Source organism: Streptomyces sp. NPDC006733, assembly GCF_040636125.1.
GTDB lineage: Bacteria > Actinomycetota > Actinomycetes > Streptomycetales > Streptomycetaceae > Actinacidiphila.
Genome location: NZ_JBEYJD010000024.1, coordinates 1 through 20883 on the forward strand (window position 1 = coordinate 1; position 20883 = coordinate 20883).

Consider the following 20883-nt stretch of genomic DNA (forward strand, 5'->3'; position numbering starts at 1 on the left):
CCGCCGCCCCCCCCCCCCGGCCCCCGGCCCCGGCCCGCCCCCCCCCCCGGGCCCCCCCCCGCCCGGGCCCCGCCGGGCCGCGCCCCCCCCCCGGGGGGGGGGGGTGGGGCCCGCGGCGGCCGGCGGACGCGGGTCCTCAGCGGATCGGCATGCCCGACAGGGTGCGGGCGATGACCAGGCGCTGGATCTCGCTCGTGCCCTCGAAGATGGTGTAGATCGCGGCGTCGCGGTGCATGCGCTCCACCGGGTACTCGCGGGTGTAGCCGTTGCCGCCGAGGATCTGCATGGCCTGGGCCGTGACGTTCTTGGCGGTCTCACCGGCGTAGAGCTTGGACATCGAGCCCTCGGCCGAGGTGAAGGGCCGGCCGGCCGCGGCCATCCAGGAGGCGCGCCAGACCAGGAGCCGGGCGGCGTCGATCTGGGTGCGCATGTCGGCGAGCTGGAAGGCGACGCCCTGGTTGTCGATGATCGGGCGGCCGAACTGCACGCGGGTCTTCGCGTAGTCGAGGGCGACCTCGTAGGCGGCGCGGGCGATGCCCACCGCCTGGGCGCCGACGGCCGGGCGGGACGCCTCGAAGGTGGCCATGGCGGCGTTCTTCACGCGCTCGCCGCCGGTCCTGGCGCGCTCGCGGGCCCGCGCGAGGCGCTCGTCGAGCTTCTCCTTGCCGCCCAGCAGGCACTCGCCGGGTATGCGGCAGTCCTCGAGCACGACCTCGGCGGTGTGCGAGGCGCGGATGCCGTGCTTCTTGAACTTCTGGCCCTGCGACAGGCCGGGGGTGTTCGGCGGGACGATGAACGAGGCGTGGCCCTTGGAGCCGAGTTCGGGGTCGACGACCGCGACCACGACGTGGACGGCCGCGATGCCGCCGTTGGTCGCCCAGGTCTTGGTGCCGTTGAGCACCCACTCGTCCTTGGCCTCGTCGTAGACCGCGCGGGTGCGCATCGCGGAGACGTCGGAGCCGGCGTCCGGCTCCGAGGAGCAGAACGCGGCGACCTTGACGTCGTTGACGTCGCCGTACATCTGCGGGACCCAGGTGCCGATCTGCTCCTCGGTCCCGTTGGCCAGGACGCCGACGGCCGCGAGGCCGGTGCCGACGATGGACAGGCCGATGCCCGCGTCGCCCCAGAACAGCTCCTCCATCGCCATGGGGATGCCGAGGCCGGTGGGGTCGAAGAACTGCTGGGCGTAGAAGTCCAGGGAGTAGAGACCGATCTTGGCGGCCTCCTGGATGACCGGCCAGGGCGTCTCCTCGCGCTCGTCCCACTCCGCGGCCGCCGGGCGCATCACGTCGGCCGCGAAGCCGTGGATCCAGTCGCGCACGGACTTCTGGTCGTCGTTGAGCTCGAGCGTGAAGTCGCCCATGTCCCCTCCACCTGGTTGTTACTTGCGGTAACATCAGTGTGTTACCCACGAGTAGGGGATGTCAACTCCCTGCCGTGAACCCGGTCCGAACGACCGGGGTGTTACGTTGCGCAGAGTGCACGAATTCGAACAGACAGGGAGTACCGGGTGGACACCGGCCAGCGGCAGGACCAGCGGACGGCGACGGAGCGACGGCGCAAAGAGCTGCTCGAGGCCGCCGACCGCGTCGTACTGCGGGACGGACCCGAAGCCTCCATGAACGCCATCGCCGCCGAGGCCGGAATTACCAAGCCGATTCTCTATCGTCACTTCGGCGACAAGAGCGGCCTCTACCGGGCGCTCGCCCAGCGGCACACCGACGCGCTGCTGGGGGCGCTGCGCGCCGCCCTGGACTCCGGCAACGACCGCCGCGACCGGGTGGAGGCCACGCTGCACGCCTACCTCGCCGCGATCGAGAGCCGCCCCCAGGTGTACCGCTTCCTGATGCACCCGGCCGAGGCGCCCGGCGACGGGGACAAGGGCTTCGACGGCGGCCGGCACTCCTCCTCGCTGCTGCGGCGGATGGGCGAGGACCTGGCCGAGGTGATCGCCGAGCGGCTCGACCTCGGCCCGCAGAGCCAGGACCTGGCGCGGGTGTGGGGCCACGGCATCGTCGGCATGATGCACGCGGCCGGCGACTGGTGGCTCGGCGAACGCCCCGTCCCGCGCGACCAGTTGGTCAGCCACCTCGCCGACCTGCTGTGGGGCCGGCTGGCCGCGGCCGGCGATCGGGCGGGCAGCCCGGGGCTGTAGGGACGGTCAGCCCTGCCGCGCCCAGGGCGCCCGGCGGGCGGCCCGCAGGGCGCGGCGGCGGCGCAGGCCGCCGAGCCGGTCGGTGAACAGCCCGCCGTCGAGGTGGTCGCACTCGTGCTGCAGGCAGCGGGCGAAGAAGCCGGTGCCGGCGATGCGCACCGGCTCGCCGCGCACGTCGAAGCCCTCCACCACCGTGTGGTCGTAGCGGGTGGTGCCCGCGTTGATGCCCGGCAGGGACAGGCACCCCTCGGAACCGGTGACGGTGACGCCGTCCAGCTCCGCCAGGCGCGGGTTGACGACGTGTCCCAGATGCCGGACGTCCTCGTCGTCGGGGCAGTCGTAGACGAACACCCGCAGCGCCGTACCGATCTGGTTGGCGGCCAGCCCGACCCCGTCGGCGGAGTACATGGTGGCGAACATGTCCTCGACGAGAGCGGCCAGTTCGGCGTCGAACGCGGTGACCTCGGCGCACGCCGCGTGGAGCACCGGGTCCCCGATCAGACGCATCGGACGGATGGTGCCGGTACTGCCGGGGATGGTGCCGTGTCGCATGCCGGCAAGCGTAGAGCCTGTACGCGGCGGGCCTACGGTGCGGGGCCCGCGCGGGATTGTGGATAGGCTGATCCGAGACCGAGGCCTCCCGGGTGTTGGATCGGCCGTCGAGGGGCGGAGAGTCGGCCACCGCGAGGCTTGTGCACGTGGGGGCCGGACGCGAGGAGGATGTTAGACGATGGCAGGCAACTCGGAGCCGCTGACTCCGCGGGCCAAGCTGGCCGTGACGGCGGGCAAGGCGGCGGCGGCGGTGTCCCGTGCGGCGGGCCGCGGCAGCGGATCGGTGATCGGCGGACGGGTGGCGCTGCGGGTCGACCCCGACCTGCTGGCCCGGCTGGCAGGGCACCTCGATGTCGTACTGGTGTCCGCCACCAACGGCAAGACGACCACGACCCGGCTGCTCGCGGAGGCGCTGCGGGCCAACGGCCCGGTGGTCTCCAACGCCCTGGGCGCGAACATGCCGGCCGGCATCACCTCGGCGCTCGCCGGCGGCGCGGACGCCCGCTACGGCGTGATCGAGGTCGACGAGAAGTACCTGGCGGGCGTCGCCCGCGACGTCGCCCCCAAGGCCATCGCCCTGCTCAACCTCTCCCGCGACCAGCTCGACCGCGCGGCCGAGACCCGCATGCTCGCCGAGCACTGGCGCGAGGGCCTGTCGGGCACCGACGCCATCGTCATCGCCAACGCCGACGACCCGCTGATCACCTGGGCCGCCTCCTCCTGCCCCACCGTGGTGTGGGTCGCCGCGGGCCAGGAGTGGAAGGACGACGCCTGGTCGTGCCCCTCGTGCGGCGGTGTCCTGCAGCGCCCCTCCGAGGACTGGTTCTGCGGCGACTGCGGCTTCCGCCGCCCCGCGCCGACCTGGGCGCTCTCCGGCGACCACGTCATCGACCCGTACGGCGTGGCATGGCCCATCCGGCTGCAACTGCCGGGCCGGGCCAACAAGTCCAACGCGGCGGTCTCCGCCGCCGCGGCGGCCGCCTTCGGCGTCGAGCCGAAGGTCGCGCTGGAGCGGATGTACGCGGTGCAGGCGGTGGCCGGACGCTACGACGTCGTCACCTACCTGGAGCGCGAGCTGCGGCTGCTGCTGGCGAAGAACCCGGCCGGCTGGCTGGAGACGTTCTCCCTCATCGACGGCCCGCCCACCCCGGTGATCCTGTCCGTCAACGCCCGCGGCGCCGACGGCACCGACACCTCCTGGCTGTGGGACGTGGACTACACCCGGCTGGCCGGGCACCCGATCTACGTCATCGGCGACCGCAAGCTGGACCTCGCGGTCCGGCTGGAGGTCGCGGGCCTGGACTTCCGCGTCTGCGCGGACGTCGACGAGGCGGTGCGCTCCGCGCCCCCCGGCCGGATCGAGACCATCGCCAACTACACCGCCTTCCAGGACCTGCGCCGCCGCGTCGGCAACTGACCCGGACAAGGAGAAGACAGCATGAGCGATTCCAGCCTTCGCCTGGTGTGGGTCTACCCCGACCTGCTCAGCACCTACGGCGACCAGGGCAACGCCCTCGTCGTCGAGCGGCGCGCCCGCCAGCGGCGCCTGAACGTCAGCCGGATCGACGTCCGGTCCGACCAGCCGATCCCCACCTCGGGCGACATCTACCTGATCGGCGGCGGTGAGGACCGCCCGCAGCGGCTGGCCGCGGAGCGGCTGCGCCGCGACGGCGGGCTGAACCGCGCGGTCGCCAACGGCGCGATCGTCTTCTCGGTCTGCGCCGGCTACCAGATCCTCGGCCACGAGTTCGTCAACGACCTGGGCCGCCCCGAGGCCGGCCTCGGGCTGCTCGACGTCGTCAGCGTGCGCGGCGAGGGCGAGCGCTGCGTCGGCGACGTCCTGGCCGACATCGACCCCCGGCTCGGCCTGCCGCCGCTGACGGGCTTCGAGAACCACCAGGGCGTCACCCACATCGGCCCCAGCGCCCGCCCGCTGGCGACCCTGCGGATCGGCAAGGGCAACGGCACCGGCGACGGCACCGAGGGCGCGTACAACGACACCGTCTTCGGCACGTACATGCACGGCCCGGTCATGGCCCGCAACCCGCAGATCGCGGACCTGCTGCTGAAGCTGGCACTGGACGTGAACGCGCTGCCGCCGGTCGACGACCAGTGGTACGAGGCGCTGCGCACCGAGCGGATCACGGCGGCGGGCCAGCCCGCCTGAGACGGCGGGCGGTGTCCGCAGTGCGGGCGGCTGTGCGCCGTCCGCACGCGGCTGGCTAAGGTAGCGGGGGTTCCATCCGGACGACGGGGTCCGGCCGTCCGTTTGAATCGCGGGAGTGGCGAGAGCAATGCGTATTGGTGTGCTGACGAGCGGCGGAGACTGCCCCGGACTCAATGCCGTCATCAGGTCGGTGGTGCACCGCGCCGTCGTCGACCACGGCGACGAGGTCATCGGCTTCCACGACGGCTGGAAGGGCCTGCTGGAGTGCGACTACCGCAAGCTGGACCTGGACGCCGTCAGCGGCATCCTGGCCCGTGGCGGAACGATTCTGGGCTCGTCCCGGGTGCAGCCCGCGCATCTGCGCGGCGGTGTGGAGCAGGCCAGGGGCCACGTACGGGACCTGGGCCTGGACGCGATCATCCCGATCGGCGGTGAGGGCACCCTCAAGGCGGCCAAGCTGCTGTCGGACGCCGGCCTGCCGATCGTGGGCGTGCCCAAGACGATCGACAACGACATCGCCTCGACGGACGTCACCTTCGGGTTCGACACCGCCGTCATGGTCGCCACCGAGGCCCTCGACCGCCTCAAGACCACCGCCGAGTCGCACCAGCGGGTGCTGATCGTCGAGGTCATGGGCCGGCACACCGGCTGGATCGCCCTGCACTCGGGCATGGCGGCCGGCGCGCACGCCATCGTGGTGCCGGAGCGGCCCTTCGACATCGGCGAGCTGGCCGACCTGGTCGGCAAGCGCTTCGCGGCCGGCAAGAAGTTCGCCATCGTCGTGGTCTCGGAGGGCGCCAAGCCGCGCGAGGGCTCGATGGAGTTCTCGTCGGGCGCCAAGGACATCTACGGCCACGAGCGCTTCACCGGGGTCGCCACCCAGCTGTCGGTGGAGCTGGAGCAGCGCCTCGGCAAGGAGGCGCGGCCGGTGATCCTGGGCCACGTGCAGCGCGGCGGCACGCCCACCGCCTACGACCGGGTGCTCGCGACCCGCTTCGGCTGGCACGCGGTGGAGGCGGTGCACAACGGCGACTTCGGCATGATGACGGCGCTGCGCGGCACCGACATCCGGCTGGTGCCGCTGGCCGAGGCCGTCGAGCACCTCAAGACCGTTCCGGCCGAGCGCTACGTCGAGGCCGAGTGCGTCCTGTAGCCGGGTCCGCCCGCCGCCCGGCGGGCACCGTGACGGGCTGACGCCCGCTTCCGACGTACGGGGCCGCCCCCGGCCGCACCACCGGCCGGGGGCGGCTCTAGTCTGGTGCGGGCGCACGGGTCGAATCGGCACATTGCCGGACGGCGCGGGCGGATCAGTCGGCACGGACAGGAGAGAGTGACCCATGGACCACGGCGGACACGGCATGCCCATGGACTTGCCGCCGTTCACCCTTGGGCGGGGGCTGGAGTTCAGCGGGGACCCGGTCTTCCTGGCGGGCTGCCTGCTGGTGCTCGGGCTCTACGGCTGGGGCGTGGTGCGGCTGTGGCGGCGCGGCGACCGCTGGCCGGCCGGCCGGATCGCCGCCTTCACCCTGGGCGTGCTGACCGTGGCCTCGGTGATGTGCACCGCGCTGAACGACTACGGCATGGTCATGTTCAGCGTGCACATGGTGCAGCACATGGTCATCAGCATGCTCTCCCCCATTCTGCTGCTGCTGGGCGCCCCGGTGACGCTGGCCCTGCGGGCGCTGCCCGCGACGGCGCGCGGCCGCGGCCGCAAGGGGCCGCGCGAGCTGCTGGTGGTCTTCCTGCACAGCCGCTACATGCGGGTCGTCACGCATCCGGCGTTCACCATCCCGCTCTTCATCGCCAGCCTGTACGCGGTGTACTTCTCGCCGCTCTTCGACTTCCTGATGGGCAGCAGGCTGGGACACATCGCGATGATGACCCACTTCCTCGCCGTCGGCCTGGTCTTCTTCTGGCCGATCATGGGCGTGGACCCCGGGCCGCACCGCCCCAGCCACATCATGCGGATGCTGGAGCTCTTCGCGGGCATGCCGTTCCACGCGTTCTTCGGCATCGCCCTGATGATGGGCACCGAGCCGATGGTGACCACCTTCCTGCATCCGCCCGCGTCGCTCGGGGTGGATCCGCTGGCGGACCAGAGCGCGGCCGGCGGCATCGCCTGGGCGTTCAGCGAGATCCCCTCCGTCATCGTGCTGGTCGCTCTGCTGTTCCAGTGGTACACCTCCGATCAGCGGCAGGCACGGCGGTCGGATCGTGCGGCCGACCGCGACGGGGATGCGGAACTGGTGGCGTACAACGCCTATTTGGCATCCTTGGAGACGCGCGGTCGCAGCTGACAGCCGGCACAGCTGATGAAGGGGAGGCGCGAGATGGGGGATCAGGTGCGGATTTCGGGCGGAGCGCTGGAACTGCCGGGCGGGGTGACGGTGCGCTTCATGCGCACGCTGCGCCTGCCGGAGACCGGAACGCACCCGCTGCCGCCGGGGATCGGCACGTTTCCCCTGCGCAGGGTGGCGGAGTACCCGGACCGGGCCCCCGCCGACTGGCTGACCCGCGGCGGGGTGATGCTGCCGGTCTACCAGCGCGAGGCGATGTGGCTGAGCTTCTCCTCGCCGGTGCCGGCCGCGCTGCAGGTGGGCGTGGGCAAGGTGTGCGCGATCTCGGGCCGGCCGTGGAGCGACCGGCTGTCGCAGGACCCGCAGAACTACGTCGTGCTCCCCCGGCAGCCCTGGCTGGACGGCATCAACTCCGGATCCGGCACGATCCGGCAGTTCGTCGCCGTGCCGCTGGGCCTGGGCGCGACCGTGGAGGGCCAGGTCTCCGGCGAGGAGGTCTGGGGCGGGGTGCAGCTGCAGGTCTTCGAGCTGCGGGACGAGCCGCTCGCGGTCTGGCGCGCCGAGCAGGAGCGCCGCGCGGTGGCCACCCGCGGGCCCTGGGGCGTCGCGGCCGAGGACGCCGGCGCGCCGGCGGGGTACGGCGCGGCGATGCCGATGGCGGCCAGGGCGGCGCCCGCCGCACCGTCCGCACCCGCGCCCGCGCCGTCGATGGGGCTGGGCGCCGGCGGCCGGATGCGCCAGGAGGTCTACCGCGACGAGCGGCCGCCGGGCGACTGGCGGACGGAGCCGTCCGGCCGGGTCTTCGTCCATCTGGCGACGGCGCCGCAGTGGCGGCAGATCACCGGCGAGCCCGCGCCGCCGTCACCGGTCGACCGGGCCGCCTACAACGCCGCGGGCCTGCCCTGGTTCGACTACTACGACGCGGACGCCGCCGACCTGGACGCGGCGGGCCCGCTGGCGGACGTCAAGCCGGTCGGCGACTGGCTGGGCGACGACCAGCAGCCGTGGGTGCCGGTCCAGCCCGGCCAGGTGAAGAAGCTCAAGGACGACGGCCAGGTGACCGACGGCGACTGGTAGCGCCCGGGGCGGCGACGGGTCACCATGGAGACCGGCCCGCCGGACCGGTGGGACGTCCTGGGATTCTCGGGAGGGGGGCGCCGTGCCGACACCCGCGAAGACGATGGCGGTGTGCACCGTGGTGTGCCTGGTGGCGGTGTCCGCCTACACGGTGGCGCTGGGCGCCAACGGCTGGTTGTGGTTCGCCTGGGTGATGCTGGGCCTGTGCACGGCCGGCGTGCTCGCCATCCGCTCACCCCGCTGACACCGCCCCCGCCCCCCCAAGCGCGCCCTGACGCGACCAGGGACGCCGGTCCTCTCGCGCCCCGCCCGCATCGGCACTACTGTGCCTGCTCACCGGGGTGCGGGCGTTCCCCGGGGCGGAGGGGGAAAGGGGCGACGTGTTCTACGGCGTGCTCAAATTCGTGATCCTGGGGCCGCTGCTGCGGCTGCTGTTCCGGCCGAGGGTCGAGGGTCTCGAGAACGTTCCGGACGAAGGTGCCGCGATCGTGGCCGGCAACCACCTGTCGTTCTCCGACCACTTCCTGATGCCGGCGATCCTGCCGCGCCGGATCACCTTCCTGGCCAAGGCCGAGTACTTCACCGGCGTCGGCCTCAAGGGCCGGCTGACCGCGGCGTTCTTCCGCGGGGTGGGCCAGATCCCGGTGGACCGGTCCGGCGGCAAGGCCTCCCAGGCGGCGCTGAAGTCCGGGCTGGGGGTGCTGCGCAAGGGCCACCTGCTGGGCATCTACCCGGAGGGCACCCGGTCGCACGACGGCCGGCTGTACAAGGGGCGCACCGGGGTCGCGGCGATGGCGATCACGGCCCAGGTGCCGGTCGTGCCGTGCGCGATGGTGGGCACCTTCGAACTGCAGCCGCCCGGGCGCAGGCTCCCCCGGCTGGGACGGGTCACGATCCGCTTCGGGACCCCCCTGGAGTTCAGCCGCTTCGAGGGCATGGAAGGGGAGCGCTTCGTGGTGCGGTCGGCGACCGACGAGATCATGTACGCGATCCTGGCGCTGTCCGGCCAGGAGTACGTCGACCGGTACGCCAACGAGGTCAAGGCCGAGGCCGGCCGGGGCGTCGCGGCCCGGCTGCGGCGGCCGTCCTGACGTAATCCGCTGGCTCCGCCGCGGGCCGGCGCCCTAGGGTCGGGGGCTGTGAGCGGCAACGGAACACGGTGCGGGACATGAGCGCCCGCCTGCGCGACATCGCGCGGCACACGCAGGGCATCGTCACGGCGGGCTGGTACCAGGCGCCCGGCGGGCGGGAGGTGCCGATCGCCGCCGACGTCGCCCGCGCCGTCGCCGGGACCCGGCTGTTCGGGCCGGAACCGGTGGACGTGCCCGCGCCGTCCGGCCCGCCCGCGGCCACCGTCCTCACGGTGAGCGGCGAGAGCAGCCTCCAGGCCGCCCGCCGCCTCACGGACGCCTCGAACGGGCCCGTCGCCGTCCTGAACTTCTCCTCGGCCCGCAACCCGGGCGGCGGCTACCTCAACGGCGCCCAGGCGCAGGAGGAATCGCTGTGCCGCGCGTCGGCGCTGTACACCTGCGTGGTGAGCGTGCCGGAGTTCTACGCCGCCCACCGCGCCGACCGTGACCCCTTCTACACCGACCGGGTCATCCACTCCCCCGGCGTACCGGTCTTCCGTGACGACCGCGGCGCCCTGCTGGAGCGGCCGTACCAGGTGGGCTTCCTGACCTCCCCGGCGCCCAACGCGGGGGTGATCGCGCGCACGTCCCCGGAGCGGGCGGACCGCGTCCCGGCGGCGCTGCTGAGCCGCGCCGAGCGCGTGCTGGAGGTCGCCGCCGCCCAGGGCTACCGGCGGCTGGTGCTGGGCGCCTGGGGCTGCGGGGTCTTCCAGTGCGACCCCGCGCAGGTCGCGGACGCCTTCCACCGCCTGCTGACCGGCGCCGGGCGCTTCGCCGGCCGGTTCGACGAGGTCGTCTTCGCGGTGCTGGACCGCCGTGCGGACTCCCCCACGCGTGCCGCGTTCGCCGTGCGGTTCAATGAGGCATGAGCGAGATCCAGGATGTGACGGAAGCGACCGGGCAGGACACGTACGACGAGCTGATCGCGCTGCTCGACGAGCACGGGGCGGTCTACCGCACCATCGACCACGCGCCGCAGGGCGCCACCGAGCTGGTCAGCGAGTTGCGGGGCAACGCGCTGGCGCAGGCGGCGAAATGCATCATCGTCATGGTCAAGCTCGGCAAGAAGACCACCCGCTACGTCCTGGCCGTCGTGCCCGGTGACCGGCGCCTTGACCTCGGCGCGGTGAAGGCGCTGCTCGGCGGGACGTACATCTCGTTCGCGCCGAAGGAGACCGCCGAACGGCTCGCGCGCAGTGTCAGCGGTACCGTCCTGCCGTTCTCGTTCGACGAGAGGCTGCAGCTCGTCGTGGACCCGGCACTGCTGGAGCACGACGAGATCTTCTTCAACGCGGCCCGTCTGGACCGCTCCCTGGCGCTGTCGGCCAAGGACTACGCGGAGATCGCCGCCCCGCGCGTCGAGCCCATCTCCGAGGACCCCGGGGCCGTCCCGGCCTGAGCGCCCGCGTCATCGGGTGCGGGCACCGGCGTCGCCGCGGCCGTACAGGAACAGCGCCCGGCCCAGGCAGCCCACGGCCACCGTGCACACCGTCGTGCGCACGATGTTCAGCGCGATCCAGGTCTGCTCGAACTTCTCGCGCACCGCGGCCGGATCGGCGATGCGCGCGGGGTCGCCGGCCCGGGCGAGCTCGTCGTTGACGGGGAGGTTCCCGCCCATGGTGACGAGCAGCGCCACGACGTAGAGCGCGACCGACGCCAGCACCCACCCGAGGACGGCCCGGCGCCCCAGCCGGCGCTGCTGGAGGGCCGCGACGCCCGTCAGCACCAGGGCGCCGAAGAACGCGAGGAAGAACACCGGGTTCTCGATGGCGACGTTGATGTTCTGCATCGCGCCGATGTACGTGCGGTCGTCCCCGCGGCCCAGGCCGGGGATGACCGCGACGTCGAAGCTGAAGAAGACCCCCGCCATGAGCGCGGTGGCGACGGTGGCGGCGCCCAGGACGGTGCCCGCGCTCCGGCGGGCGGGGCCCGGCGGAAGCGGGGCGCGGCCGGGGGCCGGGGACGTCGGGTGCGTGTTCGGGGCGGGGTGGGCAGCGCTCATCGCTTCGCTTCTTCCTGCTGGGTGGCGGACGGTCGGGTTCGGCCGGTTGCTCAGGAGCCCAGTCAAGTCGCCGGCAGGACCACGGACCATCGCTCGGACGCGCACCCGCATAAGCGTCCGTCCACGCGCGGACGCGTGGACGGACGCCGTCACCCCACGACCCGTCAGGAAGCGGGGGTGCCGTACACCTGCATCTCGTACAGGGAGTAGCCGTACGCGGTGCCCCGCGCGGTGCCGTTGACCCGGACGTAGCGGCCGGTGCCGGCCAGGCCCGTCAGGTCGTCGGTGGCACCGTTGCCGGTGGTGGTCGAGTAGACCGTCGTCCAGTTGGTGCCGTCCGGGGACGTCTGGATCGTGTACGCCTTGCCGTACGCGGCCTCCCAGGTGAGCTTGACGCGGCTGACGTTCGCGGTGGCGCCCAGGTCGACGCGCAGCCACTGCGGGTCGACGCCCTCCTTGCTGGCCCACCGGGTGGTGGTGAGGTTCCCGTCGAAGGCGGCGGACGCCGCGAAGGAGGACGACTCGACGGAGGACGCCGTCGCCGTCCGGCCCTGGGACAGCAGCACCGGGCCGCCACCGGGGGCGGTGACGGTCAGGGCGTAGCCCGTGGAGTGGACGGCCGAGGCCGACGTCCCGGTGACCGTGAGCGCCGCGGAGCCGGCAGTGGCCGCCGCGGTGGCGGAGACCGTCATCACCGAGGTGCCGCCCGCCGTCACCGTCGAGGGCGCGAAGCTCACGCTGACCCCTGCCGGCGCGCCGGTGGCGGAGAGCGTCACCGGCTCCGCGGTGCCGGAGGCCGCCGCCACGGACACCGTCGAGGTCGTGGACGCCCCGGCGGTCACCGAACCCGCGGCCGGGTTCAGTGCCAGCGAGAAGTCGTTGCTCGCCGCGGCGGGCGTGAACACCCACTGGCTCGCGGTGCCGGAGCAACTCCCGGCGACCACCTTCCCGCTCGAGGTCCGGAAGCACTTCTGCCCGGTCTGCATGTCGGAGATGGTGCCGTTGGGGTTGACCGACCACTGCTGGGTCGGCCCGCCGGTGCAGGCGTTGAGGACGATGTTGCTGCCGGACGTCGCCGCGCAGAGGTTGTTGATCACCATGAAGGCGCCGTGGAAGGTGAAGCGCTGGGCCGCCGAGCCGTTGCAGGCGGCGGTCTTGAGGGCGGTGCCGGGGGTGGAGCTGTTACCGGGATCCTCCATGCACTGCGCGTTCGAGCCGTTCTTGTACTGGCCGACCGTGGTGTTGGGCTGGGCGCCGCCGTAGCACTTGCCGGTGCTGGTGTTGAAGATCGGCGTGGGGTCGTAGGCCTCGTTGGCCCCGGGGTTGACGACGACCGGCTCCATCGTCGGCGTGCTGTCCGCGTTGTAGTGCGTCAGCGCGTCCTCGCAGTCGATCGCGTTCATCGCGTTGCCGCCCTTGCCGCCCAGCCACAGGTCGATGTGGCGCAGGCCGGGACCGCCGTTGGGCCCCTGCTCGCTCCAGTCGGCCTCGCACTCCTGGCAGCTGTCCTCCATGATGAAGTACTTCCTGACCCGTTCGACCCACACCTTCGTGCCAGCCGGGAGCTCCGCCGTGGAGGAGGCGAAGGTGATGGGATCCGCGTAGCTGCCGGTGCCGCCGGCGGTGTCGTGGATCTGCGGGTAGGAGATGTCGCCGCCGGGCGGCGTGTTGTCGTACCAGCCGTAGAAGGTCAGGAACGTCTGCTGCGTCGTCGCCGCGGGGGCCGCGGAACTCGGCGCCGCGTTCACCAGTCCGGCGAACGCCGTGATGAGGGCGAGACAGGCGGTCGCGAGGAGCGCGACGAGAGCGCGCCGACTCATGGTGCGGCTCATGGGGCCTCCGGTGAGAGGGGGATCCAGCGGGGTCACCGCAGGGTCGATCCGCGCGGGGGCGTGCGTCAATAGTTTGTTAGGAAAGTTTTCTAACAATCTCTGACGGCGGTTCGCGGGGCGGCGGGGAATCAACTGGCCGCGCGCCACCGCGTGATGACATCCTGACCGCGTGAACGGACCCAAGATCGACATCACTTTCGCCCCTGAGCTGCACCTCTTCGTCCCGGCGGAGCGGCGCCAGGGCCCGAGCAGCGTCACCACCGACGGCAGCTCGACGCTCGGCCACGTCGTCGAATCGCTCGGCGTCCCGCTCACCGAAGCGGGCGTGCTGCTCGTCGACGGCCGCGCCGTCCCGGTCGCGCACATCCCCGCCGCGGGCGAGACCGTTCACGTCCAGGCCGTCGAGCGGCCCCAGCGGGTGCCGGGGGCGCCACTGCGGTTCCTGCTCGACGTCCACCTCGGCACCCTCGCGCGCCGGCTGCGGCTGCTGGGCGTCGACGCCGCCTACGAGAACGAGGACATCGGCGACCCCGCGCTGGCCACGCGGTCCGCGCAGGAGCGGCGCGTGATGCTCTCCCGCGACCGCGGCCTGCTCCGGCGCCGGGAGATCTGGGCCGGGGCGTACATCTACAGCGACCGCCCGGAGGAGCAACTCCGCGACGTGCTGCGGCGCTTCGCACCCGCGCTCGCCCCGTGGTCCCGCTGCGTGGCGTGCAACGGCCCGCTCGCCGACGCCGACAAGGAGTCCGTGCGCGACCAGCTGCTGCACGGCACGCAGCGCTCCTACGACGTCTTCGCGCAGTGCGCGGCCTGCGAGCGCGTCTACTGGCGCGGCGCGCACCACGCCCGCCTGGAGGCGATCGTGGAGGAGGCCGTCCGCGAGTTCGGCGCGGCCTGACCCCGCGCGGACGCGCGGGGGCACCGGGCGGGGCGCCCACGGCGCCCCGCCGTGGCCCTAGTCGGCCAGGTCCTTGACCGCGATGACCTTGTCGATGTGCACGCGCACCAGCAGTTCACCCGGCACGCCGTTGCGGGCGCCGTAGGTGTCGGCCTGCTCGGCGCCCATGTAGCGGTGGGCGATCCGGGTCGCCCAGTCGCGGACCTGCGGCAGGTCCTCGCTGATCCGCGCCGTGCCCTCGATGACGACGAACGAGAACGGCGGACGGTCGTCGTCCACGCAGAGGCTCACCCGTCCGTCGCGGGCGAGGTTGCGGCCCTTGACGGTCTCCTTGCCGGTGTTGAAGACCAGGTCGTCGCCGTCGAGCAGGAACCAGATCGGGGCGAGGTGCGGACGCCCGTCGGCACGAACGGTGGCGAGCTTGCCGGTACGGGTGCCGGCGCTGATGAATGCACGCCATTCGGCGTCGATCATGGTCGTCATGCCCCCATGGTGCCCGAAGGGGACCGTGCCCGGCACGGAACGCCGCGGCGCGGCGCGGCCGGTCCCGCCGAATGGCGGGAGAGCGCTCTCCCACCCGTTCGGGCCGAGCCCGGCCGCCGCTAGCCCGAGTGCCGGACCACCAGCGTCGGTTCGAAGATGGTGGAGGTGATGCGCTGCTGGGGGGTGGTGATGCGGTCGAGGAGGAGGCGGGCCATTTCCGCGGCCATCTCCTCGACGGGCTGGCGGACGGTGGTCAGGGCGGGCCGGGACGCGGTGGCCGCGCTGCTGTCGTCGAAGCCGATGACCTTGACGTCGTCCGGCACGTGCCGCCCGTGGTCGCGCAGGACGAGCAGGGCACCCTGGGCCATCAGGTCGTTGGCGGCGAAGACCCCGTCCAGCCCGGGGTGGTCGGCCAGCAGCCGCTCCATCGCCGCCTCGCCGCTGTGCTGGGTGAAGTTGCCCTCCGCGTACGGCACGTACGGCACGCCGTGCCGCGCCATCGCGTCCCGGAACCCCGCCAGCCGGTCCTGGCTGGCCGGCACGTCCAGCGGTCCGGAGATGGTGACCACCTCCCGGCAGCCGCGCTCCACCAGCCGGTCCGCCGCCAGCCGGGCCCCGTCCTGGTGGGCGACGTCGACGTAGCTGATCGGGATCGGCCGGGCCGGCCGGGCGAAGAGCACCGCCGGCACGCCGGCCTCGGTGATCTGCCCCGGCAGCGGATCGCCCGCGTGCGTGGAGACCACCATCGCGCCGTCCGCGTTGCCCTGCCGCAGATACGACACCACCTGGTCGCGCGCCTCGCCGGTCTCGGCCAGCATCAGCACCGGATGCATCCCCAGCGGCCGCAGGAACCCCACCACGCCGCTGACCACGCGCCCGAAGAACGGGTCGACGAAGACCTCGCTGCGCACCGCGTCGTCCGGCCCCGGCCCGCCCGCGCCCGACACCACCAGCGCGATCGCGCCGGTCCGCCGGGTCACCAGGGACCGGGCCGCGGTGTTGGGGACGTAGCCGGTCGCGGCGATCGCGCGGCGGACCGTCTCCTGGATGACCGGGTCGACGTTGCGGGTCCCGTTGATGACCCGGGAGACCGTGGCACGCGACACACCCGCCACGCGGGCCACATCCTCCAGCGTGGGAGGTCCCGAAGGTGCCGGTCGGAGGACTTCGCTCATGTCGGTCTTTATAGCACGGACGGGAGAGCGCTCTCCAGGACTCCCTTCCCGGAGGACACAGCCTAGCGAAGACGATCGGGAATGCGGGGGCGATGGGTCGCGTTGAGACGAGCAGTACCGAACGACAATGACAATCATTCCGCTCGGTGCACCGGATACCACCCCCTGGAGGGAATCCCATGGCACGCAACGACGCCCGCCCGGTCATCACCCTGCGGTCGACGGCCGGCACCGGACAGAGCTACGTCACGCGCAAGAGCCGGCGCAACAACCCCGACCGCCTCGTGCTGCGCAAGTTCGACCCGGCCGTCGGGCAGCACGTCCTCTTCCGCGAGGAGCGCTGACCCCGCGGATCCCGCGGACCACGCGCCGGCAGCAGCACCGCGCACCCACCACCACCCACGTTCCGACCACCGGAAGGCATCTCCCATGAAGCACGGCATTCACCCCGTCTCCCGTCCGGTCGTCTTCCGCGACCGCTCCGCGGACTTCGCGTTCCTGACGCGTTCGACCGCGGACAGCGCCAAGACCGTGGAGTGGGAGGACGGCAACACCTACCCCGTCGTCGACGTGGAGACGTCCGCGGCGAGCCACCCGTTCTACACGGGCACGGCCCGCGTGCTGGACACCGCCGGCCGCGTCGAGCGCTTCCAGCGCCGCTACGGCTCGCCCGCGTCCGACGCGCGCGGCTGAGCTCCACGCACCCGAGGGGGTGTACCGCCGGGATTCCCGGCGGTACCGCCCCCTCCCCCGTTGTCCGGGCCGCTACGTGCGCGGCTCGCCGCGGTAGGTGCCGAAGAACCAGCGGTTCCCCTCGGGGTCCCGGGCGGCGAAGTCGCGCGAGCCGTAGTCGGTGACGTCCGGCTCCCTGATGATCTCGGCACCCGCCGCCCTGGCCCGGGCGCACAGGGCGTCAGGGTCGTCGGTGACGACATAGGCGCCGAAGGTGCCCGGCGGCAGCGCGAAGTCGTCCTTCGCGCCGTCCTGGGGAGCGCTGCCGAGCATGATGCCGCCGCCGGGCGGCCAGGCCAGCTCCGCATGGTCGACGCGGTCGCCCTCGCCGTGGACGACGGTCTCCTCGAAGCCGAACGCCTGGACCAGGAACGCGATCAGTGAGCGCGCGTCGCGGGCGCGCAGGCTGGGCCACACCTGGGGCGGGGGCGTCCTGCCGTCCGTGCTGCCGGTCGTGTCGGCGCTCTTGGTGCTGTCGGTGGCGTCCATGCGGGCCGGACCTCCTCGGGTCGGTGCTGCGGCGGAGCGGTTTCAGTGCCGGAGGGCCCCGCTGTCCTCCTCCGGGGTCCACACTGCCGCCGGGGGCGTGGTGAACGCTTGGACGTTTCGGAACTCCTCGGCCAGCCAGCGGCTCGGCGCGCACCCGGCCAGCGCGCGGAACTCGCGCGCGAGGTGGGCCTGGTCGAAGTAGCCGCACTCGGCCGCGAGATCCGCCAGGCCCCTCGGGCTGTCCGGCCCGTAGGCACCCGGTGGCGGGTACGGCCCGGGCGGCCCGTACGCACCCGGGGGCCCGGCCGTCCCGTCGCGGTCCGGCAACCCGGCCGTCCCGTTGCGATCCGGCAACCCGTCGTTGTCCCGGCCGCAGGCCCGGACGGCCAGCAGCCGCCGCGCCCGGTCGAAGCGGATGACCCGGGCCGCCGCCTTGGGGCTGAGGCCGATCTCCGTGTGGAACCGGTTGGCCAGATGCCGGCCGCTCCACCCCACCTCCTGCGCGAGCGCCGCCGCGGAGACCGTGCCCCGGGACCGCAGCAGCAGCTCCCAGGCGCGGGCCACCGGGGGCGGCACGGCGGATTCGGGGCGCGCGTACCGCCACAGGACGCCGTCGAGGACGGCGAACCGCTGCCGCCAGTCGGCCGCGTCGCGCAGCCGGTCCCGTACCTCGGCGGCGAGGCGCCCCAGAACGGCGTCGGCCGGCACGTCGGCGTTGGCCAGCTCACCGGCGGGCAGCCGCAGCAGGGCCCGCGCGCCGAGCGGGCTGAGCGCGACCTGGACACCGGACTGCCGCCCTCCGTGGGTGATCAGTGCCGACGTGGTGTGCAGGCCGCCGAGCAGCGCGTCGTAGCGGCCCGGCGCCTGCCGCGGGTCGGGGTGCGTCTCCACGGTCAGCGGGTCGTCGAGGGTGAAGATCAGCGTCAGGAAGGGCGAGGGCATGCCGCGGTGCCGGGTGGGCGGGACGCCGTGCTGCCGGTAGCCGCAGTACCCCGCGATGTAGGGCCGCAGAGCCGGCGCGGGCAGGCTCTGGACCGCCTCGTCGATCACACTGTCCACCCGACCAGTATCGGCCGGACGGGTTCCCGGCGCCCTGCGGAGTGCGCGACCGGTTCAGGCGCTGCGCGGGCTCTTCTTCGCGGTCTTCTTCGCCGGAGCCCTCTTCGCCGCGGCCTTTCCGGTTGTCGTCGCACTGGCCGTCTTCTTGGCAGCGGTCTTCTTGGCGGGGGCCTTCTTGGCAGGGGCCTTCTTGGCAGGGGCCTTCGCCGCCGCCTTCTTCGCCGTGGACGCCTTGCCCGTGGACGTCTTCGCCGCGGACGTCTTGGCCGTGGACGTCTTCGCGGTGCTGCTTCCCGATGCCGAACCCCGCGCCGACTTCTTGATGGGCGTGACGGTCGCGTCAGCGGCGTTGTCGGGGCGGCCGCTCCTCGCCTGGGCGACGCTCGCCTCCAGGGCGGCCATCAGGTCGACGACCTGGCCGCCGCCCCCCGTTCCGTCGGGCGCGGACGGCGCCTCGGTCCCCTCGACCTTGGCACTGACGAGTGCCTGCACGGCCTCGGCGTAGTTGTCCGTGTACTCGCTCAGATCGGCTTCGCCGAGAGCGTTGATGAGGGTGTCGGCGAGGGTCAGTTCGGCGTCGGTGATGTTCACCTTGCCGCTCGGGGCGGCCTCCGACGTCGGCTTCACCTCGTCCGGCCAGCGCAGGGTCTGCAGGATCAGCACGTCGTCCTGGGCGCGCACCAGCGCGAGGTGCTCGCTGTTGTGCATCGCGAGCTTGCCGACGGCCGCCTTGCCCGACCGCTGGAGCGCCTCGCGCATCAGGACGTACGCCTTGTTGGCGGTGGCGTCCGCCGGGGCGAGGAAGTAGGGCGTGTCGAGCTGGAGGAAGTCGACCTTGTCGGCCTCCAGGAACCCGCTCACCTCGATGGTCTTGGCCGTGGGGAGCGGCAGGGCCTTCAGCTCGCCGTCGGAGATCTCGATCAGCTGCTCGTCGGCCGTCTCGTACGCCCGGGTGATCTCGGCCTGGGTGAGGACCTGCTCGTCGAGCGCACAGACCTTCTGCAGGCGCACCCGGCCGTGGTCAGCTGTATGGATCTGCCGGAAGCCCAGCTTGTGGCTGCTGACGGCCGAGCCGAGTTTGACGGGTACGGCGACAAGGCCGAATGACAGGGTGCCGGTCCAGATCGATCTCATCATTTCGTCCCTAAATGTGAGAGATTTCATCCTATGCCGATCACGGAAATCGAGGGTCGCCAGCTGACCCTCTCCCACCTGGAACGGGTCCTGTATCCGCAGACCGGCACGACCAAGGGCGAGCTGGTGCACTACTACGCCACCGTCGCCCCCGTCCTGCTGCCGCATCTGGCGGGCCGGCCCCTGTCGTTCCTGCGCGCTCCCGGCGGGGTGGGCGAGAAGACGTTCTTCGCCAAAAGACCGCCGTCCGGTACCCCCGACTGGGTGACGACGTCGGTCACCGAGCGCAGCGGCGGCGAGGAGATGGAGCAGGTGCAGATCAACGACCTCGCCACCCTCGTCTGGGCCGCGAACCTGTCGTGCGTCGAGCTGCACGTCCCGCAGTGGCGGGCCGCCACCCCAAGGACGGCGGACCGGCTCGTGCTCGACCTGGACCCCGGCGAGGACCGCACGATCGTCGACTGCTGCGCCGTCGCCCTCCTGCTGCGCGCGCGGATGCGGGCCGACGGCATCGACGCGTGGGCGAAGACCTCGGGCTCCAAGGGCCTGCACCTGTACGCGCCGCTGGAGGGCGCCTCGCCCGACCAGGCGGAGGCCTACGCCAAGGCGCTCGCGAAGGAGCTGGAGACGGACCACCCCGACCAGGTGGTCTCCCGGATGACCCGGAGCCTGCGGACCGGGAAGGTCTTCATCGACTGGTCGCAGAACTCGGCGAAGAAGACCACCGCCGCCCCGTACACCGTCCGCGCCCGCGCCACTCCCACCGTGTCCACGCCGGTCTCGTGGGACGAGATCGAGCAGTGCGACGACCCCGCGCGGCTCTCGTTCACCATCGCCGACGTCCCCGGCCGGGTGGCTGAGCACGGCGACCTGCTCGCCCCGCTCCTGGAGCGCGAACGGGCCGGAAAGCTGCCCTCCTGACGGCGACACGCCGCAAGAGATGCGCCGGGCCGCTCGAACACGCAGCCTAGTGACATGGATCCACAGGCACAGCAGGTCGTCGTCCACCCGCTCGAGAACGGCACCCGGCGGGTGACGATAGGCGGCACCCCCGTCGGCCGCGCGTACGCGCTCACCGACATCGTCGAATTCCTGCGCCGGGCGGGCCTGGACGAGGTGGAGCTCGAGGACCACCCGCTCATCGACTGGCGCGGTGGCGGACCGGAGGTGCAGGGCCGGCCCGAGTGACGGGCCGCGCCCCTGGCTCGTGTCCTCAGTGCCCGGCCAGCGCCTCGGAGCCCCGGTAGCCCTCGGGCCGCCCGTCCACGAAGACGACGTCCATCTCGATGTGCCGGGTCCTGAGCGGCAGGATCTTCTGGTACTCCGCCGAGTCGTACCAGGCGTGCGCCGTGGCCCGGTCGGGGAACTCGATGATGATCAGGCCGCCGGGCCAGCTGCCCTCCATGACCTCCAGTTCGGCGTTGTGCACCAGGAAGCGGCCGCCGAAGGGGTCCAGCGTGTCCGAGACGCGGCGCAGGTACTCCGCGATGTCGGGGCTCTGGTCGATGATCTTGCGGACGTAGGCGACGGCGTATGCGGACATCGGATCCTCCAGGAAGGGGTCGCTCGTACGGTCGGGCCCGGCAGCCGGTCCCGTGCCGGTCCCTGCTGCTGGATACGACCGTACGAGCGGTCCCGTCCCGGCGGAATCAGTCATCCATCGGTACTTCCCGGCCGTCGCGCGGCCCGCGCGTTCCGGCG

The 20883-nt window shown here is 72.7% G+C and carries 25 protein-coding genes; 15 read left to right on the forward strand and 10 right to left on the reverse strand.

The features are described from left to right. Positions 1-136: 136 nt before the first annotated feature. The gene (locus ABZ721_RS21660; protein ID WP_358790283.1) at positions 137-1363 is read right to left on the reverse strand and encodes an acyl-CoA dehydrogenase family protein; all 1227 of its coding nucleotides are present in this window, start codon (positions 1361-1363) and stop codon (positions 137-139) included. Between the two features lie 147 nt (positions 1364-1510). Between ABZ721_RS21660 and ABZ721_RS21665 the strand changes: the two genes are divergently transcribed. Further along, the gene (locus tag ABZ721_RS21665) at positions 1511-2155 is read left to right on the forward strand and encodes a TetR family transcriptional regulator (protein ID WP_358790284.1); all 645 of its coding nucleotides are present in this window, start codon (positions 1511-1513) and stop codon (positions 2153-2155) included. Positions 2156-2161: 6 nt separating this feature from the next. Here ABZ721_RS21665 and def read toward each other — a convergent pair whose 3' ends face one another. After that, positions 2162-2707, reverse strand: a complete 546-nt coding sequence (gene def, locus ABZ721_RS21670; RefSeq protein WP_358790285.1) for a peptide deformylase — start codon at positions 2705-2707, stop codon at positions 2162-2164. 178 nt (positions 2708-2885) lie between these two features. On the opposite strand from def, the gene ABZ721_RS21675 reads away from it, so the two are divergent. The 9 genes from ABZ721_RS21675 to ABZ721_RS21715 all read left to right on the forward strand — a co-directional run bounded on the left by ABZ721_RS21675 (position 2886) and on the right by ABZ721_RS21715 (position 10777). Next, positions 2886-4124 carry a MurT ligase domain-containing protein gene (locus tag ABZ721_RS21675; RefSeq protein ID WP_277436615.1) on the forward strand — a complete coding sequence of 413 codons (1239 nt, stop codon included), beginning with the start codon at positions 2886-2888 and terminating at the stop codon, positions 4122-4124. A gap of 21 nt (positions 4125-4145) precedes the next feature. Continuing rightward, the gene (locus tag ABZ721_RS21680) at positions 4146-4874 is read left to right on the forward strand and encodes a glutamine amidotransferase (RefSeq protein WP_269276445.1); all 729 of its coding nucleotides are present in this window, start codon (positions 4146-4148) and stop codon (positions 4872-4874) included. Between the two features lie 127 nt (positions 4875-5001). Then, positions 5002-6027, forward strand: a complete 1026-nt coding sequence (locus tag ABZ721_RS21685; RefSeq protein WP_358790286.1) for a 6-phosphofructokinase — start codon at positions 5002-5004, stop codon at positions 6025-6027. 184 nt (positions 6028-6211) lie between these two features. Continuing rightward, the gene (locus tag ABZ721_RS21690; RefSeq protein WP_358790287.1) at positions 6212-7171 is read left to right on the forward strand and encodes a cytochrome c oxidase assembly protein; all 960 of its coding nucleotides are present in this window, start codon (positions 6212-6214) and stop codon (positions 7169-7171) included. 33 nt (positions 7172-7204) lie between these two features. Beyond that, positions 7205-8248 carry a hypothetical protein gene (locus tag ABZ721_RS21695; protein WP_358790288.1) on the forward strand — a complete coding sequence of 348 codons (1044 nt, stop codon included), beginning with the start codon at positions 7205-7207 and terminating at the stop codon, positions 8246-8248. 82 nt (positions 8249-8330) lie between these two features. Continuing rightward, positions 8331-8492 carry a hypothetical protein gene (locus tag ABZ721_RS21700; protein WP_358790289.1) on the forward strand — a complete coding sequence of 54 codons (162 nt, stop codon included), beginning with the start codon at positions 8331-8333 and terminating at the stop codon, positions 8490-8492. A 136-nt stretch (positions 8493-8628) separates the two neighbouring features. Further along, positions 8629-9339, forward strand: a complete 711-nt coding sequence (locus ABZ721_RS21705; RefSeq protein ID WP_358790290.1) for a lysophospholipid acyltransferase family protein — start codon at positions 8629-8631, stop codon at positions 9337-9339. 77 nt (positions 9340-9416) lie between these two features. After that, positions 9417-10247 carry a TIGR02452 family protein gene (locus ABZ721_RS21710; RefSeq protein WP_358790291.1) on the forward strand — a complete coding sequence of 277 codons (831 nt, stop codon included), beginning with the start codon at positions 9417-9419 and terminating at the stop codon, positions 10245-10247. Then, positions 10244-10777, forward strand: coding sequence for a YbaK/EbsC family protein (locus tag ABZ721_RS21715; RefSeq protein ID WP_358790292.1), 534 nt, complete (start codon positions 10244-10246; stop codon positions 10775-10777). Before ABZ721_RS21710 ends, ABZ721_RS21715 begins: the two co-directional genes overlap by 4 nt. 9 nt (positions 10778-10786) lie before the next feature. Here ABZ721_RS21715 and ABZ721_RS21720 read toward each other — a convergent pair whose 3' ends face one another. Both ABZ721_RS21720 and ABZ721_RS21725 read right to left on the reverse strand, forming a co-directional pair. Beyond that, positions 10787-11380, reverse strand: coding sequence for an anthrone oxygenase family protein (locus tag ABZ721_RS21720; protein ID WP_358790293.1), 594 nt, complete (start codon positions 11378-11380; stop codon positions 10787-10789). Between the two features lie 164 nt (positions 11381-11544). Then, a complete protein-coding gene (locus tag ABZ721_RS21725) occupies positions 11545-13212 on the reverse strand; it encodes a discoidin domain-containing protein (RefSeq protein WP_358790294.1) in 1668 nt (555 codons plus the stop codon). Between the two features lie 169 nt (positions 13213-13381). Here ABZ721_RS21725 and ABZ721_RS21730 point away from each other — a divergent pair, with 169 nt between their 5' ends. Then, positions 13382-14110 (forward strand): Mut7-C RNAse domain-containing protein, encoded by a 729-nt coding sequence (locus ABZ721_RS21730; RefSeq protein ID WP_358790295.1) that lies wholly within the window; start codon positions 13382-13384, stop codon positions 14108-14110. Between the two features lie 57 nt (positions 14111-14167). On the opposite strand, the gene ABZ721_RS21735 is transcribed toward ABZ721_RS21730, so the two are convergent. Both ABZ721_RS21735 and ABZ721_RS21740 read right to left on the reverse strand, forming a co-directional pair. Then, complete coding sequence (locus ABZ721_RS21735) at positions 14168-14584, reverse strand: PPOX class F420-dependent oxidoreductase (protein ID WP_358790405.1); 417 nt, start codon at positions 14582-14584, stop codon at positions 14168-14170. 128 nt (positions 14585-14712) lie between these two features. Next, positions 14713-15768 (reverse strand): LacI family DNA-binding transcriptional regulator, encoded by a 1056-nt coding sequence (locus ABZ721_RS21740; protein WP_358790296.1) that lies wholly within the window; start codon positions 15766-15768, stop codon positions 14713-14715. Positions 15769-15947: 179 nt separating this feature from the next. Here ABZ721_RS21740 and rpmG point away from each other — a divergent pair, with 179 nt between their 5' ends. Then, positions 15948-16112 carry a 50S ribosomal protein L33 gene (rpmG, locus tag ABZ721_RS21745; RefSeq protein ID WP_358790297.1) on the forward strand — a complete coding sequence of 55 codons (165 nt, stop codon included), beginning with the start codon at positions 15948-15950 and terminating at the stop codon, positions 16110-16112. An 85-nt stretch (positions 16113-16197) separates the two neighbouring features. After that, positions 16198-16461 carry a type B 50S ribosomal protein L31 gene (locus ABZ721_RS21750; RefSeq protein ID WP_358790298.1) on the forward strand — a complete coding sequence of 88 codons (264 nt, stop codon included), beginning with the start codon at positions 16198-16200 and terminating at the stop codon, positions 16459-16461. 72 nt (positions 16462-16533) lie between these two features. Here ABZ721_RS21750 and ABZ721_RS21755 read toward each other — a convergent pair whose 3' ends face one another. Genes ABZ721_RS21755 through ABZ721_RS21765 form a run of 3 tightly spaced genes read right to left on the reverse strand, consistent with a single transcriptional unit; the run spans position 16534 to position 19185 of the window. Next, positions 16534-16989, reverse strand: coding sequence for a VOC family protein (locus ABZ721_RS21755; RefSeq protein ID WP_358790299.1), 456 nt, complete (start codon positions 16987-16989; stop codon positions 16534-16536). A gap of 42 nt (positions 16990-17031) precedes the next feature. Beyond that, a complete protein-coding gene (locus ABZ721_RS21760; RefSeq protein WP_358790300.1) occupies positions 17032-18048 on the reverse strand; it encodes a helix-turn-helix domain-containing protein in 1017 nt (338 codons plus the stop codon). Positions 18049-18102: 54 nt separating this feature from the next. After that, positions 18103-19185, reverse strand: a complete 1083-nt coding sequence (locus ABZ721_RS21765) for a Ku protein (protein ID WP_358790301.1) — start codon at positions 19183-19185, stop codon at positions 18103-18105. Positions 19186-19215: 30 nt separating this feature from the next. On the opposite strand from ABZ721_RS21765, the gene ligD reads away from it, so the two are divergent. Further along, positions 19216-20103, forward strand: coding sequence for a non-homologous end-joining DNA ligase (ligD, locus tag ABZ721_RS21770; protein WP_358790302.1), 888 nt, complete (start codon positions 19216-19218; stop codon positions 20101-20103). 54 nt (positions 20104-20157) lie between these two features. After that, positions 20158-20370 carry a hypothetical protein gene (locus ABZ721_RS21775; RefSeq protein ID WP_358790303.1) on the forward strand — a complete coding sequence of 71 codons (213 nt, stop codon included), beginning with the start codon at positions 20158-20160 and terminating at the stop codon, positions 20368-20370. Between the two features lie 25 nt (positions 20371-20395). Here ABZ721_RS21775 and ABZ721_RS21780 read toward each other — a convergent pair whose 3' ends face one another. Then, on the reverse strand, positions 20396-20725 hold the full coding sequence (locus ABZ721_RS21780) for a DUF1330 domain-containing protein (protein ID WP_358790304.1): 330 nt from the start codon (positions 20723-20725) through the stop codon (positions 20396-20398). Between the last annotated feature and the right edge of the window lie 158 nt (positions 20726-20883).

Excerpts from the sequence above, each read along its gene's own strand:
- ABZ721_RS21675 (WP_277436615.1), top strand. The coding sequence starts at position 2,886 with ATGGCAGGCAACTCGGAGCCGCTGACTCCGCGGGCCAAGCTGGCCGTG.
- ABZ721_RS21755 (WP_358790299.1), bottom strand. The coding sequence starts at position 16,989 with ATGGACGCCACCGACAGCACCAAGAGCGCCGACACGACCGGCAGCACG.
- ABZ721_RS21710 (WP_358790291.1), top strand. The coding sequence starts at position 9,417 with ATGAGCGCCCGCCTGCGCGACATCGCGCGGCACACGCAGGGCATCGTC.
- ABZ721_RS21685 (WP_358790286.1), top strand. The coding sequence starts at position 5,002 with ATGCGTATTGGTGTGCTGACGAGCGGCGGAGACTGCCCCGGACTCAAT.
- ABZ721_RS21780 (WP_358790304.1), bottom strand. The coding sequence starts at position 20,725 with ATGTCCGCATACGCCGTCGCCTACGTCCGCAAGATCATCGACCAGAGC.
- ABZ721_RS21765 (WP_358790301.1), bottom strand. The coding sequence starts at position 19,185 with ATGATGAGATCGATCTGGACCGGCACCCTGTCATTCGGCCTTGTCGCC.
- ABZ721_RS21725 (WP_358790294.1), bottom strand. The coding sequence starts at position 13,212 with ATGAGCCGCACCATGAGTCGGCGCGCTCTCGTCGCGCTCCTCGCGACC.
- def (WP_358790285.1), bottom strand. The coding sequence starts at position 2,707 with ATGCGACACGGCACCATCCCCGGCAGTACCGGCACCATCCGTCCGATG.
- ABZ721_RS21720 (WP_358790293.1), bottom strand. The coding sequence starts at position 11,380 with ATGAGCGCTGCCCACCCCGCCCCGAACACGCACCCGACGTCCCCGGCC.
- ligD (WP_358790302.1), top strand. The coding sequence starts at position 19,216 with ATGCCGATCACGGAAATCGAGGGTCGCCAGCTGACCCTCTCCCACCTG.
- ABZ721_RS21695 (WP_358790288.1), top strand. The coding sequence starts at position 7,205 with ATGGGGGATCAGGTGCGGATTTCGGGCGGAGCGCTGGAACTGCCGGGC.
- ABZ721_RS21660 (WP_358790283.1), bottom strand. The coding sequence starts at position 1,363 with ATGGGCGACTTCACGCTCGAGCTCAACGACGACCAGAAGTCCGTGCGC.
- ABZ721_RS21690 (WP_358790287.1), top strand. The coding sequence starts at position 6,212 with ATGGACCACGGCGGACACGGCATGCCCATGGACTTGCCGCCGTTCACC.
- ABZ721_RS21775 (WP_358790303.1), top strand. The coding sequence starts at position 20,158 with ATGGATCCACAGGCACAGCAGGTCGTCGTCCACCCGCTCGAGAACGGC.
- ABZ721_RS21715 (WP_358790292.1), top strand. The coding sequence starts at position 10,244 with ATGAGCGAGATCCAGGATGTGACGGAAGCGACCGGGCAGGACACGTAC.
- ABZ721_RS21735 (WP_358790405.1), bottom strand. The coding sequence starts at position 14,584 with ATGATCGACGCCGAATGGCGTGCATTCATCAGCGCCGGCACCCGTACC.
- ABZ721_RS21740 (WP_358790296.1), bottom strand. The coding sequence starts at position 15,768 with ATGAGCGAAGTCCTCCGACCGGCACCTTCGGGACCTCCCACGCTGGAG.
- rpmG (WP_358790297.1), top strand. The coding sequence starts at position 15,948 with ATGGCACGCAACGACGCCCGCCCGGTCATCACCCTGCGGTCGACGGCC.
- ABZ721_RS21750 (WP_358790298.1), top strand. The coding sequence starts at position 16,198 with ATGAAGCACGGCATTCACCCCGTCTCCCGTCCGGTCGTCTTCCGCGAC.
- ABZ721_RS21680 (WP_269276445.1), top strand. The coding sequence starts at position 4,146 with ATGAGCGATTCCAGCCTTCGCCTGGTGTGGGTCTACCCCGACCTGCTC.